17 protein-coding genes are annotated in these 15,640 nt (G+C 56.5%); 7 read left to right on the plus strand and 10 right to left on the minus strand.

The genetic code is table 11. From position 1 onward, the window contains the following. Positions 1-184: 184 nt before the first annotated feature. The 10 genes from LQK84_RS19590 to LQK84_RS19635 are packed head-to-tail and all read right to left on the minus strand — an operon-like array spanning position 185 to position 8,746. Positions 185-1,048, minus strand: coding sequence for a MaoC/PaaZ C-terminal domain-containing protein (locus tag LQK84_RS19590; protein WP_230830412.1), 864 nt, complete (start codon positions 1,046-1,048; stop codon positions 185-187). Beyond that, entirely contained in the window at positions 1,048-1,953 is a 906-nt protein-coding gene (locus LQK84_RS19595; RefSeq protein WP_230830413.1) for an SDR family NAD(P)-dependent oxidoreductase, read from the minus strand. Before LQK84_RS19595 ends, LQK84_RS19590 begins: the two co-directional genes overlap by 1 nt. A 4-nt stretch (positions 1,954-1,957) precedes the next feature. After that, the gene (locus LQK84_RS19600; RefSeq protein WP_230830414.1) at positions 1,958-2,758 is read right to left on the minus strand and encodes a citryl-CoA lyase; all 801 of its coding nucleotides are present in this window, start codon (positions 2,756-2,758) and stop codon (positions 1,958-1,960) included. Between the two features lie 34 nt (positions 2,759-2,792). Next, positions 2,793-3,701: an NAD(P)-dependent oxidoreductase gene (locus tag LQK84_RS19605; RefSeq protein ID WP_230830415.1), complete on the minus strand. Its 909-nt coding sequence runs from the start codon at positions 3,699-3,701 to the stop codon at positions 2,793-2,795. A gap of 36 nt (positions 3,702-3,737) precedes the next feature. Continuing rightward, positions 3,738-4,934 (minus strand): NAD(P)/FAD-dependent oxidoreductase, encoded by a 1,197-nt coding sequence (locus LQK84_RS19610; protein ID WP_230830416.1) that lies wholly within the window; start codon positions 4,932-4,934, stop codon positions 3,738-3,740. After that, positions 4,934-5,260, minus strand: a complete 327-nt coding sequence (locus LQK84_RS19615; protein WP_230830417.1) for a 2Fe-2S iron-sulfur cluster-binding protein — start codon at positions 5,258-5,260, stop codon at positions 4,934-4,936. The genes LQK84_RS19610 and LQK84_RS19615 overlap by 1 nt, the downstream gene beginning before the upstream one ends. Positions 5,261-5,300: 40 nt before the next feature. After that, complete coding sequence (locus LQK84_RS19620) at positions 5,301-5,654, minus strand: Rieske (2Fe-2S) protein (protein ID WP_230830418.1); 354 nt, start codon at positions 5,652-5,654, stop codon at positions 5,301-5,303. 20 nt (positions 5,655-5,674) lie between these two features. Next, a complete protein-coding gene (locus LQK84_RS19625; protein ID WP_230830419.1) occupies positions 5,675-6,775 on the minus strand; it encodes an amidohydrolase family protein in 1,101 nt (366 codons plus the stop codon). Between the two features lie 31 nt (positions 6,776-6,806). Further along, the gene (locus LQK84_RS19630) at positions 6,807-7,196 is read right to left on the minus strand and encodes a carboxymuconolactone decarboxylase family protein (protein ID WP_230830420.1); all 390 of its coding nucleotides are present in this window, start codon (positions 7,194-7,196) and stop codon (positions 6,807-6,809) included. 41 nt (positions 7,197-7,237) lie between these two features. Next, entirely contained in the window at positions 7,238-8,746 is a 1,509-nt protein-coding gene (locus LQK84_RS19635; protein ID WP_230830421.1) for an aldehyde dehydrogenase, read from the minus strand. A 297-nt stretch (positions 8,747-9,043) separates the two neighbouring features. On the opposite strand from LQK84_RS19635, the gene LQK84_RS25360 reads away from it, so the two are divergent. The 7 genes from LQK84_RS25360 (at position 9,044) to LQK84_RS19665 (ending at position 15,272) form a co-directional block, all read left to right on the plus strand. Continuing rightward, the gene (locus LQK84_RS25360) at positions 9,044-9,274 is read left to right on the plus strand and encodes a helix-turn-helix domain-containing protein (RefSeq protein WP_442966988.1); all 231 of its coding nucleotides are present in this window, start codon (positions 9,044-9,046) and stop codon (positions 9,272-9,274) included. Beyond that, positions 9,262-9,813: an IclR family transcriptional regulator gene (locus LQK84_RS19640; protein WP_442966989.1), complete on the plus strand. Its 552-nt coding sequence runs from the start codon at positions 9,262-9,264 to the stop codon at positions 9,811-9,813. Before LQK84_RS25360 ends, LQK84_RS19640 begins: the two co-directional genes overlap by 13 nt. Positions 9,814-10,289: 476 nt before the next feature. After that, entirely contained in the window at positions 10,290-11,870 is a 1,581-nt protein-coding gene (locus LQK84_RS19645) for an AMP-binding protein (protein WP_230830423.1), read from the plus strand. Positions 11,871-11,906: 36 nt separating this feature from the next. Beyond that, on the plus strand, positions 11,907-12,677 hold the full coding sequence (locus tag LQK84_RS19650) for an ABC transporter ATP-binding protein (protein ID WP_442966990.1): 771 nt from the start codon (positions 11,907-11,909) through the stop codon (positions 12,675-12,677). After that, positions 12,670-13,416, plus strand: a complete 747-nt coding sequence (locus tag LQK84_RS19655) for an ABC transporter ATP-binding protein (protein ID WP_230830425.1) — start codon at positions 12,670-12,672, stop codon at positions 13,414-13,416. The genes LQK84_RS19650 and LQK84_RS19655 overlap by 8 nt, the downstream gene beginning before the upstream one ends. 4 nt (positions 13,417-13,420) lie before the next feature. Further along, on the plus strand, positions 13,421-14,305 hold the full coding sequence (locus LQK84_RS19660) for a branched-chain amino acid ABC transporter permease (protein ID WP_230830426.1): 885 nt from the start codon (positions 13,421-13,423) through the stop codon (positions 14,303-14,305). After that, the gene (locus LQK84_RS19665) at positions 14,292-15,272 is read left to right on the plus strand and encodes a branched-chain amino acid ABC transporter permease (RefSeq protein WP_269072190.1); all 981 of its coding nucleotides are present in this window, start codon (positions 14,292-14,294) and stop codon (positions 15,270-15,272) included. The genes LQK84_RS19660 and LQK84_RS19665 overlap by 14 nt, the downstream gene beginning before the upstream one ends. Positions 15,273-15,640: the final 368 nt, after the last annotated feature.

The raw sequence follows: 15,640 nt of genomic DNA on the forward strand, positions 1-15,640 counted from the left end.
AGTGCATCGAAACCTTGATTTTCGTCGTGCAGATGGAGCGAGATCGTCCGAGGTGGCCTTTTACAATTGGTTCTACGCTTCGAAGGTTGGGCCTGCCGAAAGTTAAAGAGCAGCTACGAAATGTCACTATCGCGGCATTGACCTGAACGAAGTGACGCAGACCGCGGAGCCACCGATAAGAGCTTCATCCCGTTGTACCAAAGGTCCCCAGGCGACCTACAACTTGTTTACGTGCGGCAGTCGACACTTCAAAGAAACCATTGTTCCAGATCGCTACCTGAAGAGTTTCGCCAGGATAGACTGGGCTTGAGAAGCGCATCCCGATTGACCGCATCCGCTCGGGTTGACCGTTGAACGCGGCTTCCGCAAGCAGGAACGTCGCTATTCCGAACGTACACAGGCCCTGTAGGATTGGACCTGGAAAGCCCGCATTTGCTGCGATCGTTGGATCGAGATGCAGGGGATTGCTATCACCGTTCAATGCGTAGATGAGCGCCTGTTGCGGCAGTGTAGCGAACTCGACGACAATGTCGGCTGGATCATCCGGTCGTGTCGCCGGCTTGTTGCCCGCCAGGTCTTCGCCACCGAAGCCGCCGCACTTTCTAAGAACGGTTGTCCGACGGAGACTCGCAAGGCGCACCTCCGTCCTGGCATCGATGAGATCTGTGATCGTCTCAAGGATTGCATCTTTGCCTTCGCCCTTATCGAGCAATCTGCCGATCCGGCTTTGTGAAACAATATCAGCCTCCGCCGGAAGCGGTCCATCGAGTTCGACCGTCTGCTCGCCATGCAGCGCGCAGCGAGGATCGACCCCACTGTCAGGATGCTCAAGCCAGAAACCGGGATGTGCCATGACGGTCGCCATCGAAGGCAGGGTGGCAAGATTGTCCCTCTGCTGGACGTATTTGAGCTCTTCGGGCGCAAGATGGTGCGAGCCGATGCCGATCGACAAATTGTAGAAAAGCGTGTCCGCGTAGGTCCAATTTTCCCTGATCTCGGGGATCGAGAACTTCCGCAGCTTTTCGGGGTCGAGGGCACTAAACCCCATCAGACCGGGTCCCAGCTGAATACGTCCTGCGAACGGTCGAGCGGATAGAAGCTGCCGCGAAATGCCGGCATCGCACGATCGGCGATCGTCTGTACGGTCCATCCGCTGTCGGCATGCATAGAACGGATCGGACGGATCTGACTCATCAAGAACACTTCGTTCGCGCGCACCGCGAAAATCTGCCCCGAGACGTCAGAAGCGCTATCCGTCAGCAGATAGGCGACAAGAGGCGCTATCTTAGCCGGTTCCATCGCCTGCAACCGTTTGACGCGCTCCCCCGCTTCGGCTCCTTCTGTCGGGATCGAGCCAATCATCCTGCTCGAGGCAAATGGCGATACGCAATTGGAACGAACGTGGTAGCGTTCCATGTCCATCGCGATCGATTTCGACAGAGCAACTATGCCCATCTTCGCAGCTGAGTAATTAGCTTGGGCGAGGTTGCCGATCAGCCCTGAGGTCGACACGAAATGCACATAGGCGCCGGACTGCTGTTGCTTGAAATGCTGCGCGGCTGCCCGTGCCATGTAGAAGGAGCCGTGGAGATGGACGTCGATCACCGCCCGCCACTCTTCCGGTTCCATATTGAAGAAAAATCGGTCGCGCAGGATGCCGGCATTGTTTACGAGCCCATCGATACGACCGAAATTATCAAGTGCCGCAGCAACAATGTTTTGCGCCTGGCCCCAATCGCTGACGCTGCCGAAATGCGCGACGGCGCTGCCGCCGTTCCTCCTGATTTCCTCGACCACTGCAGCTGCCGGTCCCTGATCCTGTCCCTGCCCGTCCAAAGCCGCTCCCAGGTCGTTGACCACGACCGAGGCGCCCTGTCGTGCGATTTCCAACGCAAGTTCGCGACCGATTCCACGGCCCGCACCGGTTACAACGACCACCTTGCCTTCAAGCATCTGCTCATTCCTCCACTGTTCCATTGCCTGTTGCTTCACGCAGATGGCGCGTCGCACGTTCTTCTGTCTCTAACCACAATTTCCGTGCGATCGGATTACGGGATTCCTCCAGGAGATGCCCGACGATTCCCACGGCACGTGCCATGACGCCAAGGCCGCGGCAAATCTTCCAGTCAAAACCCATTTCGCAGCACAGCGCGCCCAGAATACCGGTCGCATTTACCGGCAGTTCCTTGCCCTTTTTCTTCTCTGCCGTGGCCGAGATCTGAAGTACGAGGTCGACATGCTTGCGTCGAAATCCGGTCTCCTCTGCGAGTTGGATCAGACGCGGTGTCCTCGGGTCGATGGGTTTGTGGAAAGGATGGCCGATGCCGGGGATGATCTGCTTGCGAGCGTCGAAGTCAGCAACCACTCTGGCTGCGATGGTAGAAAGCGGTTCGCTATCATCTTTCGCAAACGCCTCGTAGAGCATCTTGGCGGAACCCTCAACGCTACCGACGAAGACGCTGCCGAGGCCGCTTAACCCAGCTGCGACCGCAGCCTGGAGCGCTTCCGGCGCGCCGAGGTAGGTGAGTCGGGCTGCAAGCGTGCTTGGCGTCAATCCGTGTTCCACGAGCGTGACTACCATAGCGTTGAACATGCGCGATTCATTCGCATCGGGCACTCGTCCCGTCAGTTCCAGAAAAGCCATGTCGCCGAGATTGAGCGAGCCAAGGATTTCCGAGGGAAAGTCCATTCCGAACACTGTTATGGAATTGGCCGTGCTCCAGCCAATATCGGTCGTGAACGTGTCGTCTGCCTTCATCAATTTTCTCCTCGGATGTTCTCCGGTCATTAACCTACGACCTAGGTTGTCCCGCTCTCGCCTCGACACCAGCCCATTCCTCGAACGGGCGGATCATGCTCGTCCAGTCGGAATCGGCGCCGTATTTCGATTGAGTAATTGCAAGCACCTGGCGGACCGCGCTCCCAACAGGAGTGGGAACGCCGAAAGCCTCCGCTTCGTCAAGGCACAGGCGGACATCCTTGTAGGCAAGCCCGGTCGAGAAGCCGAAGTCGAAAGTTCCGGTCAGCACCGAGCGGGGAAATTTGTCGACGGTCGCGGTATTCCGCCCACTGCTCATGTTGAAGACTTCGCACATCACTGCGGGGTCGAGCCCGCCTTTCACACCGAATACCAACGCTTCGGAGGTAATCGCCAGCGCGCAAGTCGCTAGAAGATTGTTGGCGAGCTTCATGATCTGCGCCGCGCCAGGCGTTGAACCAACGAAGACCGGCTTGCCGAGCGTGGACAGCAATTCGCGGATCTCCTCGAATTGCGTTTCGTCCGAGGAGACCATGAGGGTCAGCTTCCCGTCACGAGCGCCGGCCAATCCGCCGCTAACCGGACAATCGACGCACGCAATGCCCTTCGCAGCCAACCCAGCATGCACGAGCGACGCGACCTTCGGACCCGTCGTCGAAAGATCGACAAAGACTTTGATCGCAAGGCCGTCGGAGATACCGCTCTCACCGAGCGCGACTTCGCGCACGACGTCCGGGGTCGGCAGACTGCCGAAGACAATTTCGGCAGAATCGGCAACCTCACGTGCCGACTTTGCGGCCTTTGCTCCCGACCCTTCCAAAGCGGCGACCGCCGCAGGATTGGTGTCAAATGCGATGACGCTCCGGTTTGCCGCGACGAGGCGTGCTGCCATCAGCGCTCCCATCTTTCCAAGCCCGATGAATCCGATCACTTTCGCGGACATCACTGTCTCCTCTCATCGCTGATTACTGTATCTCGTTCAAACTCGGGATGCCGACGGCGACCCTATTGCCACCAGTGTGCGTTTCAAGTCATTGCGGGCGAGCATGTGCTCCCGCACCTGATTCATTGTTTCGAGCGCTGTCAGGCGGCCATCGGTAGAATGCCGAACCGAAAATTGGCCCGCGATCGGGTCGCCTGATAGCTGGTGGATATCGTCGGGACCGGGGACGCCGGCGATCTGCAGCTTCATATCGTACTGGTCGCTCCAGAACCACGGCACTGAATCGTAATGGGTCGCCTCGCCCATGATTGCGCTAGCGAGAAACCGCGCTTGGTCGGAAGCATTCTGCACCGACTCAAGACGGATTTCTCTCCCACCGCAAAGTGGATGAGGATAGACGGCGCAGTCGCCAATCGCGTGAATGACGGGATCGTCGGTGGTGAGTGTCCTGTCGACGAGGATACCGTTGCGCGTGCGCAGCCCAGCCCCCTCCGCAAGGTCAGTGTTCGGGATCACGCCAACGGCCGCCAGAACGAGATCCGCGGGGATGCTGCGCCCATCATTGAGGCACACGGCTTGAGCCACCGATTGTCGAATTTCGAAGCCTTGAATGCCGGCTCCGAATTCGAAATTTACGCCTTCAGCACGATGTCGCGCTTCGATGAATGACGACATGATCTTCGATACGGCGCGCGACATCGAACGATCTGCCTGCTCAATGACAGTCACATCGAGACCGCTCTGGCGTGCCACGGCGGCAAACTCCATTCCGATGAAGCCCGCACCAATCACGACCACGGTCCGGGCCTGCGCCATGCGCAACCTCAGAGATTCAGCCTCACGCCGCGTCCGCAGATAGGCGATCGACTTCGCGTCGGCATTCGGTAGCGTGACCGTTCTGTTTCGCACACCCGTGGCAAGCACGAGACGATCATAACTAACCGTCTCGCCACTGCGGAGCGCAACTTCGCGCCGCGACCGGTCAATGGATTCCGCGGGAGTATCCGCACGAAAATCGATGTTACGCTCGACAAAAAATTCGGCCGGCTTAATCCGCAGGGCGTCGGAGCCGCTTGCGTCTCTGAGATACGCTTTTGAAAGCGGCGGTCTTTGGTACGGCAGCTCGCCCTCGTCACCAAGCAGAACGATATCACCCGGAAAGTTTTTTTCGCGCAACGAGACCGCAAGCTGACAACCCGCCTGTCCAGCGCCGATGATGACAACCCTATCCATCAGACCTGGGTCCTAGGAATTTCTACCACGAGACCGTCGAGCGCGTCGCTGACCGGTATCTGGCAGCTCAAGCGGCTGGTTTGCCGACGCCGTTCCGAAGTAAAGTCGAGCATCTGCTCTTCTGTTATGGACGGAGGTGACAAATGGTCCAGCAATTCCTTCGACTTAACGAAAACGTGACAGGTGGCGCAGACCATATCGCCGCCGCATTCCGCGATGATACCGTCAATCCCGGCTGTCTTCGCTGCCTGCATAACGCTCATTCCCGCGGTCGCTTCCACGTCGCGGCTAGTACCGTCCGGATATTCAAAGGTGATGACGGCCATCTTCAATTCCCTACTTTGCGCTGGAGGAGTGCGGCTGCGATCAGATCTCGACGTAGACCGCACCGTCCTTGATGGTGACCGGAAAGAAGGTCAGCTTCTTGCTAAGACCATCGCAAATGGTCTCTCCGGTCGTGAGATTGAATTCCCAGCCATGCCAGGGGCATCGCAGAACCTCGTTCTCCATGCCGAAGACGAACGTGTTCGGGGCGCTCGGCAGCATCGTGCCGCGCAATTGTCCTTGGCAGACCGGCGCCCGCTTGTGCGGGCAAACGTTCCGGACCGCATAGATTTCGCCTTTCGACTTGATGATGCCGATCGATCGGCCCTCAACCGTATGTACTGACGGCTTAGCTTCTTCCAAAACCTCAAGTGTCGTCACGAGATGCGATGCCACACCATTTTCTCCAAATTGACTTACTTCAGACCGAACAGATCGGCAGCGTTATCGAAGAAGATGCGGCGACGTTTTTCCGGTGAAAGGCGCGTCAGCGTCTGCATCGGAAAGTCATTGTCCCAATGCGGATAGTCGGTGCTGAATAGCAGCGTCTTCTCCGCTTGAATCATTTCCAGCATCTGGTCGAGATATTCGGGCCTCTCAGGCTCCTCGATCGGTTGCGAGGTGAAGCGGATATGCTCGATGACGGTGTCGCTCGGCTTGGTCTTCACCCAAGGCACCTCCTTGCGGAACTGATGCCAGTTCTGGTCCATGCGCCATAGAAAATGCGGCAACCAAGTGATGCCGAACTCGGCAGCGAGCAGCTTTAGCCTTGGAAATCGATAAAACACGCCCTCGAAGATCATGCTGGTGATCGCGGAAATGCCGATTTCTGGGAAAAGCGTATGTCGCTCGATGTAGGTGCTCGGGATCCCGCCGGCAAAGGTGACAGCAGTCGGGAATCCTCCTTCCGTCCCAGTCGGATGGATCAGGATCGGCAGGCCCAATTCCTCGGCAGCCTCGTAGATTGGATAATAATGCCGGTTGCCCATCATCGTGTTGAGTAGCGGCATGAAAACGGCCACCACACTCGGGAGGTTGCCGATGCGGCGGATCTCCTCCGCGGCGGCGAAAGGATCATGGGCGGCCACGACCATCGCGAGCTTATAGCGATCATCGACGGTAATGAATTCGTTGAGGAAGTATTCATTGAAAGCAGTCGCGAGAGCGATCGCTTCATTTGGCGTTGGGATTGCCGCCAGCTTTCCGGCTTGGATCGATGAGAGGATCGCGTGGCTGATGTTGTGCCTATCGAGATGGTCTTCCTTCATAAAGACCGGATCCGAACCTGGCTCCCCGCCGCTGGGTGGCATGGCGTCCAGACGGTTCGAAGAGGCGCGGGCCAATGGTGGCCTCAGGTAGTGATTGGGAAGAACGTAACGGCCGTCGAAATGCTCCCACCACGTGCGAGAGAGATATTTCTGCAGGCCTTTGATGTCGCCGTTGATCCAGGGATGGACGTCGGCGTCAATGATCATTTCCTTAGTTCCCGCACGCGGCTCTTCGGCTGTGGTCAACATTACAATCTCCTTGGATTTCGATCATGGCTGTTCAGGCCGCGGAATCCGCAGCCTCGGAAGCCAAGACCTCGCGCGCGATGCGGAAGGATTCCACCCCGGCTGGAACCCCACAGTAGATGACGACCTGCAGAAGCACTTCGCGGATCTCGTCCTTGGAAACACCATTGCGCAGGGCGCCCTTCACGTGCGCCTTGAGCTCGTGGGGCCGGTTGAGCGCGCTGATCATTCCGAGATTTATGAGACTGCGTGTTTTCCGATCGAGACCATCGCGACCCCAGACCGCCCCCCAACAGTACTCAGTGACCAAATCCTGAAGGGGCGTGTTAAATTCGTCCGCCGCCGCTATGGCATTCGCGACGTATCGCTCGCCGAGAACTTCCTTGCGGATCTTCATTCCCTGATCGTAAAGTGCCTTGTTCATCGTGTTCCTCCTGAAAATTGCGTTGTGATTGACAATTAGGCTCAAGCCTTCAGCACGAACGGATCGCGGACCTCGTCGCCAAGTTCGCACCAGACGCTCTTGGTTTGCAGAAAGCTGTTCACAGCATCGATCCCGTTGACACGGCCAACACCGCTGTCCTTGTAGCCGCCGAAAGGCGAGTTGAAGGCGAGCGCGCGATAGGTATTGAGCCAGACTGTGCCAGCCTCCAGCCTGCGGGCCATGCGGTGGCCGCGCTTGATGTCGTTGGTCCAGACACCGGCAGCGAGGCCAAAGGGTGAGTCATTCGCCAGGCAGACGACCTCATCCTCGTCCTTGAATTTCGCGATCGCAAGCACCGGACCGAAGACCTCATTGCGCATCACGCGGTTGTTCTGCGAAACTCCGGTCAGGATGGCCGGCGAGATGAAGTAGCCGCCGAAGTCGCCGACGCTCACTCGTTCGCCGCCATAGGCCAGTTCCGCGCCGTCATCGCGGGCCTGAGCGACAATCGTGAGATCCTTTTCGAGCTGCGCGCTGGTGGCAACTGGGCCCATCTGGGTCGACGTAAGCAGCGGGTCGCCAAGCACGATTGATTTCGCCCGCCGCGTCAGCCGATCAACCAGCTCGTCGTAGATCGCCTCATGAATATATGCTCGCGATCCAGCGATACAGGTCTGCCCAGCCGCCGCGAAAATGCCGGCAAGTACACCCGCCTCTGCCTGATCGAGATTGGCATCGGGAAAGACGATGTTCGGGCTCTTGCCGCCAAGTTCCAAGGTGTAGCTGGCAAGCCGTTGCGACAATCTACCGGCGATCGCTTTGCCGGCGCCAACACTTCCGGTAAACGCCACCTTTCGAACCAGCGGATGATCGACGATCGCCTCGCCCGTCCTCCTAAGGCCCGTCACCACGTTGATTACACCATCCGGAATACCGGCCACCTTGGCGAGACGTGCAAGTTCTATGGCCGAGGCCGACGTCACCTCGGAAGGTTTAAGGACCACCGTATTGCCGGCAGCGAGTGCCGGCGCCACCGACATGATTGTCAGGAAGGTCGGAGAATTCCACGGCGTAATCACCCCAACGACGCCGAGCGGCTCGCGAAGAGTATAATTGAGAACACTCGTCTGGTTGAGCGGAATGACCGAGCCTTCGATCTTGTCGGCCAGTCCACCGAAGTAGCGCAACCAATCCAGTGCGATCTGCGCTTGAAGTTTCATTTCTGCTAGCAGCTTGCCATTTTGTGTGACTTCGAGTCGGCCAATAAAATCGGCGTTGTTGGCAATCGCCTCGCCCCAGCGTGTCATGAGCGAGCCACGCTTGCTCGCCGACATCTGTGACCATTCCCCCCGGAACGCCCTATGGGCGGACTGCACCGCCACATCGACATCCACATCGTCAGCGATGGCAAATCGTCCCCAAAGCCGTCCTGTCGTCGGATTTACAGACTCGAAATAGTGATCGTGATCCGTGTCTCTGTCGGCCCCATCGACAAAATGAACATATTTTCGGTACGGGTCCTCATGGCTCGGAGATACTGCAGCACTCATTTTTCAGCGGCCCAATTCGTAAAATTCAGGATACAGAATATCTATTCTCATACATGAATTTTTGTGTCAATGGCGCAGAGGGAAATAACGGTAACAAGCCGAGGGTCATGGGTCGGCGTTTGTCATGGCGATGTCGTTGCCGTAGCCTGCGGATGCTGCCAGACCTCGACAATCTGCTCTTTACCGACCGACACGCGCATCGCAAAAAAGACAGGCTCACGGGAGCCGGGGATTACATGTTATTGAAAAAGCGGATCACATATAATAACCGGACGTATAAAAGACTTTGAGGTGTAGATGGCGCCTGAAAACGTAAATACGGCATTACGAACTCTGGATTTACTCGAAGTCGTAGCACGCCTACAAGGCCCGATTTACCTCGCAGAAATTGCAAAAATACTTGGGTCTCCGACGTCTAGCACACATTCCCTCGTCAAAACACTGCGCCAGCGCGGTTATGTATACATTTTAGAAGACCGAGAGCTCATATTTCCCACGAAAGAATACTCACCGTTTTGGAACTTATAGCTCGAAGTGACCCGATCATCGATATCTTGCAGCCCGAGATGAAAAAGCTGTTGGCGGCCACCGACGAGACAATCCTTCTTGGAATGCGCCGAGGCGATCACATCACCTATCTTGAGGTCATGGAGAGTAGCCGCTCGATTCGCTACTCCGCCAAACCTGGCGACATCAAGCCGCTTCACTCAAGCGCGATAGGCAAAGCGATGCCTAGCACGCTCTCAGACTCCGAGCTCCTTGCTGTTGTCCGCAAGGTGGGTATGAAAAAGGTGACCGACTCGACGATTGTGACGATCGATGGTCTGCTTGAGGACATTCGGATCAGTCGGCAAAGCAATCTGTTTATTACGCACGGCGAAAATGTTCCCGATGTCATGGTGATCGCGGTTCACATTGAGTTGGGAGGCGAGCCGCTTGGAGTGGCTATCACGGGGCCGATCGGTCGCATCAAAAAGAACCAAGCGGAGTATGGGGAGCATTTGATTGCGCTGATCCAACACTTCTCCCAGCTGGAAAAAGCAACGGCTCTCGCCTGCATCATTTAGTTGTACTTTCAAGATTTCCGTAGCTTGTCTCCGCTGCGTCATTTTCGTTCGCGAGATCGGCAGTTGAGTGTGGTCGTACCTCAGGAAGTTCAAACAGGTTTCGCGGGAACGCCCGACGGCAGTTGTACTTGGTTCCGGCAGGGAAGCGAGCGTCGAGCGGCGAAGCTTCCACCGCCGCCTCCCAAACTCCCCGGGGCCGGCTAATCCGCCTTCTGCGACCATCATTCAGGACGTCTTCTCATTAAGCGGGGTTGCACTGAGCCGGAAGGGTGGGAGCAATCATGATCGCTGATGGCATGCCGGGTCGTCTCGCGGTTCGATCGATAAGACGCTGCCTGTCATATGGGCACGAGGTCCCTTCCCCTTCAAATTTCGTCGACCGCATATTGACAAAGAATTCGAAATGGTGAACGTGAGGACACAAGTGTGAATTTGCTTTTCCGCAAGTTTCCTCTTCGATCTGATGGGAGGTCAGATTGAATCCAGAACAACCTCAGACAATCCCCGCGCTCCTGCTGGCCAACGGCCGGCATGACACGCGCCTTATCTTTGACAACGTCGTCCTTTCCTACGGCGAACTATACGACATTAGCACAAGGGTTGCGACCGGTCTGTCACGAGCGGGGGTCGCAGAGGGCGAACGCGTGGCGATCTGGCTTGCCAACTGCCCAGAATGGCTCGCAGTTCTCTGTGCTTGCGCCCGAGTCGGAGCGATTGTGGTACCGCTCAACCCGAAATTTCGGGTCAAAGAGATTGGCGATATCATCACGCGAAGCGGAGCTAAAGCAATTCTGATCGACTCCGCGACGACAGATGCAAAGTCGGTCCTCGCTGACTGCGAATCGCTGAGAGACCTTAGATTGGTTATTGATCTCAATGACCAAGTCGAGCCTTTGGAGAGGTTTCCCGAGCTGCTTGTTGTACCTTATGGCGAGATTTTGAATGCCTCTGGGACGGCGCCCGACCGGTCTTCACCCAAGAGAGGATCCCTGATCTTCACCACCTCCGGCACGACGAACCTCCCGAAGTTTGCACTTCATGTCCAGCAACGCCTTATCCAACACGGCCGGAATGTGGCATCCGCGATCGATATGACGTCGGCGTCCACGATGGCCGTCGTCGTACCCTTCTGCGGCACCTACGGCATGAGTTCCCTATTCGCTGGCCTCAGCGGCGGCTCCAACTTGGTGATCCCGGCATCATGGAATGTTTCGAGGATCGCTTCCCTGCTGAAGGAGCGTCGCGTAACGCACTCGATGGCGACGGACGATGGGGTCGAACAGCTGCTCAACATTGCAGATGCCTCTTCTTTCGAAACAGTGCGCTGTCTCGGAATTTCGGGAATGAACCCGCGATTGGAAGCGATATTCGACGCAGCAGAAACCAAGGGTCTTACATTGGTGAACATGTATGGCTCCAGCGAGCTACAGGCTCTGGTCTCAATCCAAAACCCGAGGGGGTCGCGTGCCGAGCGTATCTGTCGCGGCGGGCGGCTCGTGAGTGCCGACTCCTCTGTGCGGGTCGTGGATCCGGCCACTGGAGACACGCTGGCGCATGGAGAGCGGGGCGAGTTGCAGTTGCTTGCGCCGCAGAGCTTCATGTGCGGCTATTTCCGAAATGCCGAGGCGACGGCAGCTGCTATGACCAGCGACGGGTATTTCCGCACCGGGGATCTCGGCTATTCGCAGGAAGATGGCCGCTTCGTTTACCTGGCGCGCATGGGCGACGCGATGCGCCTGGGAGGATTCCTTGTCGATCCCACCGAAATTGAGACTGTGTTGGAAACGCATGAGGGAATCGCGGAAGCTCAGGTCGTCAGTATCGAAACCGCGCAAGGAACGAGGCCCGTAGCGTTCATCATTCCACAAAATCAAATCTCTGTCAGCGACAGAGACTTGATCGCCTTCGTCGGACATAAGCTCGCAAGGTACAAGGTGCCGATCCACTACCACGTCGTCAGCGAGTTCCCAAAGGCAGGTGGGCCAAATGGCGTAAAGGTGCAGAAAGCCAAATTGCGTGCACTCGCCGAACAGCTTGCAAACGCAGCCGCACATTAGACCGCCACTCTAGCCCCAACACGCCACGCATGCTCGATGGGAGGAATTTACTTGCAATCAGACCTAATCATGGAAGCGCGAGGGCTGACCGTGGAGTTCGATGGCTTCCGTGCTGTCGATGGTGTTGATCTCGCCATAAAACGACACAGCATACATGCGCTCATCGGACCAAATGGAGCCGGTAAGACGACTTGTTTTAATTTGCTTACCAAATTTCTAACCCCTACTCGCGGGACTATTATCTTCAACGGTGAAGATATCACGGCGGTCCCGGCATCGTCTGTTGCGCAAAAAGGCATCGTGCGATCGTTTCAGATTTCTGCGATTTTCCCTAACCTTTCCGTCCTGGAAAATGTACGCGTTGCACTCCAGCGCAAACGGGGAGAAAGCTTCGATTTCTGGCGTTCAAAAAAGGCTCTGGAGCGCTTTAACGGCGAGGCCCGCGTTCTCCTCGGGGATGTTGGGTTGGATGGTTTCGAGGCAACAATGGCCAACGAGTTGTCCTATGGACGCAAGCGGGCGCTCGAAATCGCGACCACTCTTGCGCTCGACCCGGAGATGCTTCTTCTCGACGAACCGATGGCCGGTTTGACGGAGGCCGACGTCGAAAGAATTACGCACCTCATTAAGCGGATATCGGTCAATCGGACGATTTTAATGGTCGAGCACAACCTTTCGGTTGTCGCGTCGCTATCTGACGCGATCACAGTGCTTGCCCGTGGGAAGGTCCTGGCCGAAGGTAGCTACGACGCGGTCGCGAATGATCCTTGTGTCATAGAAGCATATATTGGAGGGGGTCATGCTTGAGGCGGTCGCTGAAACAGCTCGTGCGCCAAGTGGGGGGACCTCATGCTACTTGTCAGTCGAAAATTTACAAGCGTGGTACGGTGACAGTCATGTTTTACATGGCATGAGCTTCAATGTTCAAAAAGGAGAAGTTGTGACATTGCTTGGCCGGAACGGCGCTGGCAAGACAACAACGATGAAGTCGATCATCGGCTTGATTCAAAAGCGTACTGGATCAATTTACTTTGATGGCCGCGAACTAATCAAACTCCCGCCGCGAGCCGTCGCAAGAGCCGGAATTGGATTCTGCCCGGAAGAGCGAGGAATCTATTCTTCTCTATCTGTGAGAGAAAACCTGCTTCTTCCTCCGACCATCAGCGACGGCGGCTTCACCACCGGACAAGTTCTCGATCTGTTTCCAAATTTGCGGGAAAGATTGCAGACAGTGGGCACCAAGCTTTCTGGCGGGGAGCAGCAAATGCTCGCCATCGGACGCATCCTCAGGACAGGGGCCAAGATGCTCCTTCTTGATGAACCGACCGAAGGTCTCGCACCTGTCATTGTTCAACAGATCGGTCGAATCATCACGCTGCTGAAGCAGCGAGGTTACACGATCTTGCTGGTCGAGCAAAATTTCCATTTTGCCTCGAGCGTTGCCGACCGGCACTACGTCGTCGAACTTGGCCGCATCGTCGACATGTTCCGCAACGAAGAACTCGACGCCAATCAGGAAAAGCTGAAACGCTATTTGGGGGTCTAAGACATTGTTTGAAATCTTCGGGGTCCCTTCTCAGGCAATCTTCGGTCAGCTGACACTCGGGTTGATCAATGGAGCATTTTACGCCCTCCTATCATTGGGTTTGGCGGTCATCTTTGGAGTGCTCAATATCGTCAATTTCAGCCATGGAGCCCTTTATATGCTTGGCGCTTTCGGCGCTTGGATACTGTCGAATTATCTCGGGATAGGTTATTTTGGAGCGCTGATCATAGTTCCGATTGTAGCGGCGCTCATCGGAGCCGTGATGGAGAGGCTTCTTCTCGCTCGCCTTTATGACCTCGACCATCTTTACGGGCTGCTGTTGACGTTCGGCATCGCCCTGATCTTGCAAGGCGTTCTACGAAACTACTATGGCACGTCGGGGCTCAGCTATTCGATCCCGCCAGGGCTAACTGGAGGGACCAATCTCGGGTTCATGTTCATACCCAACTATCGTGCTTGGGTCGTGTTGTCCTCGGTTGCAGTCTGCGTCGCGACCTGGATCGTCATCGAGAAAACCCGCTTCGGGGCGTATCTGCGTGCTGCGACCGAGAATCCAGCCCTGACGGGAACCTTCGGCATCAATGTGCCATTGCTGGTGACGCTCACCTACAGCGCCGGTGTGGCGCTTGCAGCGTTGGCCGGCGTTCTCGCGGCTCCCATCTATTCGGTCAATCCGGCTATGGGCAGCGATCTGATAATCGTGGTGTTTGCAGTCGTTGTGATCGGCGGCATGGGTTCGATTATTGGCTCGGTCGTCACCGGCTTCGGACTTGGACTGATAGAGGGCTTGACGAAGGTATTTTATCCTGAAGGCGCCTCTATCGTCATCTTCGTCATCATGGGGATCGTCCTCATCTTTAAACCAGGAGGCTTGTTTGGCCAGCGCTAACCAAATCGCACAAGTGGGCGATGAGATCTCGGCGAATTCGGACGCGAGCAACACCGAAAAGTGGGGCTTTCTCGCTCTTGCCGCAATTCTTGTTGTGGGACCGTTCATCCTTTCGCCGGTTTTTATGATGCAGGTCATGTGTTTCGCGCTCCTTGCCTGCAGCGTCAATCTGTTGCTGGGCTATGGCGGCCTCCTTTCCTTCGGACACGCAGCCTTCTTCGGCAGCGCTGGTTACGTGTGTGCATATAGCGCGAAGGTCTGGGGTTTCCCGCCGGAAGTTGCCATTCTCGCAGGCACGATAGCCGCCGTTATTCTCGGTCTGCTGATAGGGTCGCTGGCGATACGCCGGCAGGGCATTTATTTCTCGATGATTACGCTGGCCTCTGCCCAGCTTGTCTATTTTGTATCGCTGCGATCCTCGGCGACCGGAGGAGAGGACGGGCTGCAAGCGATCCCACGGGGTTATTTTCTTGGTATCGTTGATCTCAGAAGCGATTTGTCCCTTTATTACGTCGTCGCAGTGGTATTTTTCGCTGGATATCTGCTGAGCTACCGCATCATTCATTCCCCCTTCGGCCAGGCGCTGCAAGCAATTCGGGCGGACGAGCGCCGCGCGACCTCCCTCGGCTACAAGGCCGATCGATACAAGCTCCTTTTGTTTGCCCTCTCGGCCTTTATTGCGGGATTGGGGGGATCGATGAAGGCTATCGTGTTTCAGCTAGCGTCCTTGACCGACGTCCATTGGTCGACGTCAGGTGAAGCTCTCTTCATGGTGCTTATTGGGGGCATGGGAACGATCTTTGGACCGGTTGTTGGGGCCGCGGTGATGGTATCGATGCACAACTACTTCGCCTCCCTCGGTGAATGGGTTACCGTTCTACAGGGCGTGATTTTCGTCCTCGCTGTCCTTGTTTTTCGGGCTGGAGTTATAGGTTCTCTGGCAAAAAGGCTTCGGATTCGGCTCTAACAGTTCGCGAACTGGAAATTTCGCACCAAGACGGCTCTCGCCGTCGTGGTCGTATCCGTTGAGTGTCGCCCGACCCGGGTTGGTTGTAGAGAACGGCGACGATTTTTTGAGCCGCTGAGACAGAATTGGCATGCTCAAGCTTCGTGCGCGTCTGACTGCCACCAATCCTCTGCCCAATCCAGTGCGCCACCGCAGAAGCCTATGTCGGTGGCGTTACGACGTGTTTGTCGCCGCACTCGTATGCTGGTACGCCTCCGGTGAGGGCCGCCTTGCGAGATTGGCGTGAACATCGGAAGTCCTAGTGCAAACACTAGGAGTAGTCCTATGACGAAGCATCCGATTGAAGTGATCACGTCCGTTGAGCGTCG

The organism is Rhizobium sp. C4, assembly GCF_021026315.1.
In the GTDB taxonomy this organism is placed as follows: Bacteria; Pseudomonadota; Alphaproteobacteria; order Rhizobiales; family Rhizobiaceae; genus Ensifer_A.

Excerpts from the sequence above, each read along its gene's own strand:
- LQK84_RS19590 (WP_230830412.1), bottom strand. The coding sequence starts at position 1,048 with ATGGGGTTTAGTGCCCTCGACCCCGAAAAGCTGCGGAAGTTCTCGATC.
- LQK84_RS19595 (WP_230830413.1), bottom strand. The coding sequence starts at position 1,953 with ATGCTTGAAGGCAAGGTGGTCGTTGTAACCGGTGCGGGCCGTGGAATC.
- LQK84_RS19600 (WP_230830414.1), bottom strand. The coding sequence starts at position 2,758 with ATGAAGGCAGACGACACGTTCACGACCGATATTGGCTGGAGCACGGCC.
- LQK84_RS19605 (WP_230830415.1), bottom strand. The coding sequence starts at position 3,701 with ATGTCCGCGAAAGTGATCGGATTCATCGGGCTTGGAAAGATGGGAGCG.
- LQK84_RS19610 (WP_230830416.1), bottom strand. The coding sequence starts at position 4,934 with ATGGATAGGGTTGTCATCATCGGCGCTGGACAGGCGGGTTGTCAGCTT.
- LQK84_RS19615 (WP_230830417.1), bottom strand. The coding sequence starts at position 5,260 with ATGGCCGTCATCACCTTTGAATATCCGGACGGTACTAGCCGCGACGTG.
- LQK84_RS19625 (WP_230830419.1), bottom strand. The coding sequence starts at position 6,775 with ATGTTGACCACAGCCGAAGAGCCGCGTGCGGGAACTAAGGAAATGATC.
- LQK84_RS19630 (WP_230830420.1), bottom strand. The coding sequence starts at position 7,196 with ATGAACAAGGCACTTTACGATCAGGGAATGAAGATCCGCAAGGAAGTT.
- LQK84_RS19635 (WP_230830421.1), bottom strand. The coding sequence starts at position 8,746 with ATGAGTGCTGCAGTATCTCCGAGCCATGAGGACCCGTACCGAAAATAT.
- LQK84_RS25360 (WP_442966988.1), top strand. The coding sequence starts at position 9,044 with ATGGCGCCTGAAAACGTAAATACGGCATTACGAACTCTGGATTTACTC.
- LQK84_RS19650 (WP_442966990.1), top strand. The coding sequence starts at position 11,907 with ATGGGAGGAATTTACTTGCAATCAGACCTAATCATGGAAGCGCGAGGG.
- LQK84_RS19655 (WP_230830425.1), top strand. The coding sequence starts at position 12,670 with ATGCTTGAGGCGGTCGCTGAAACAGCTCGTGCGCCAAGTGGGGGGACC.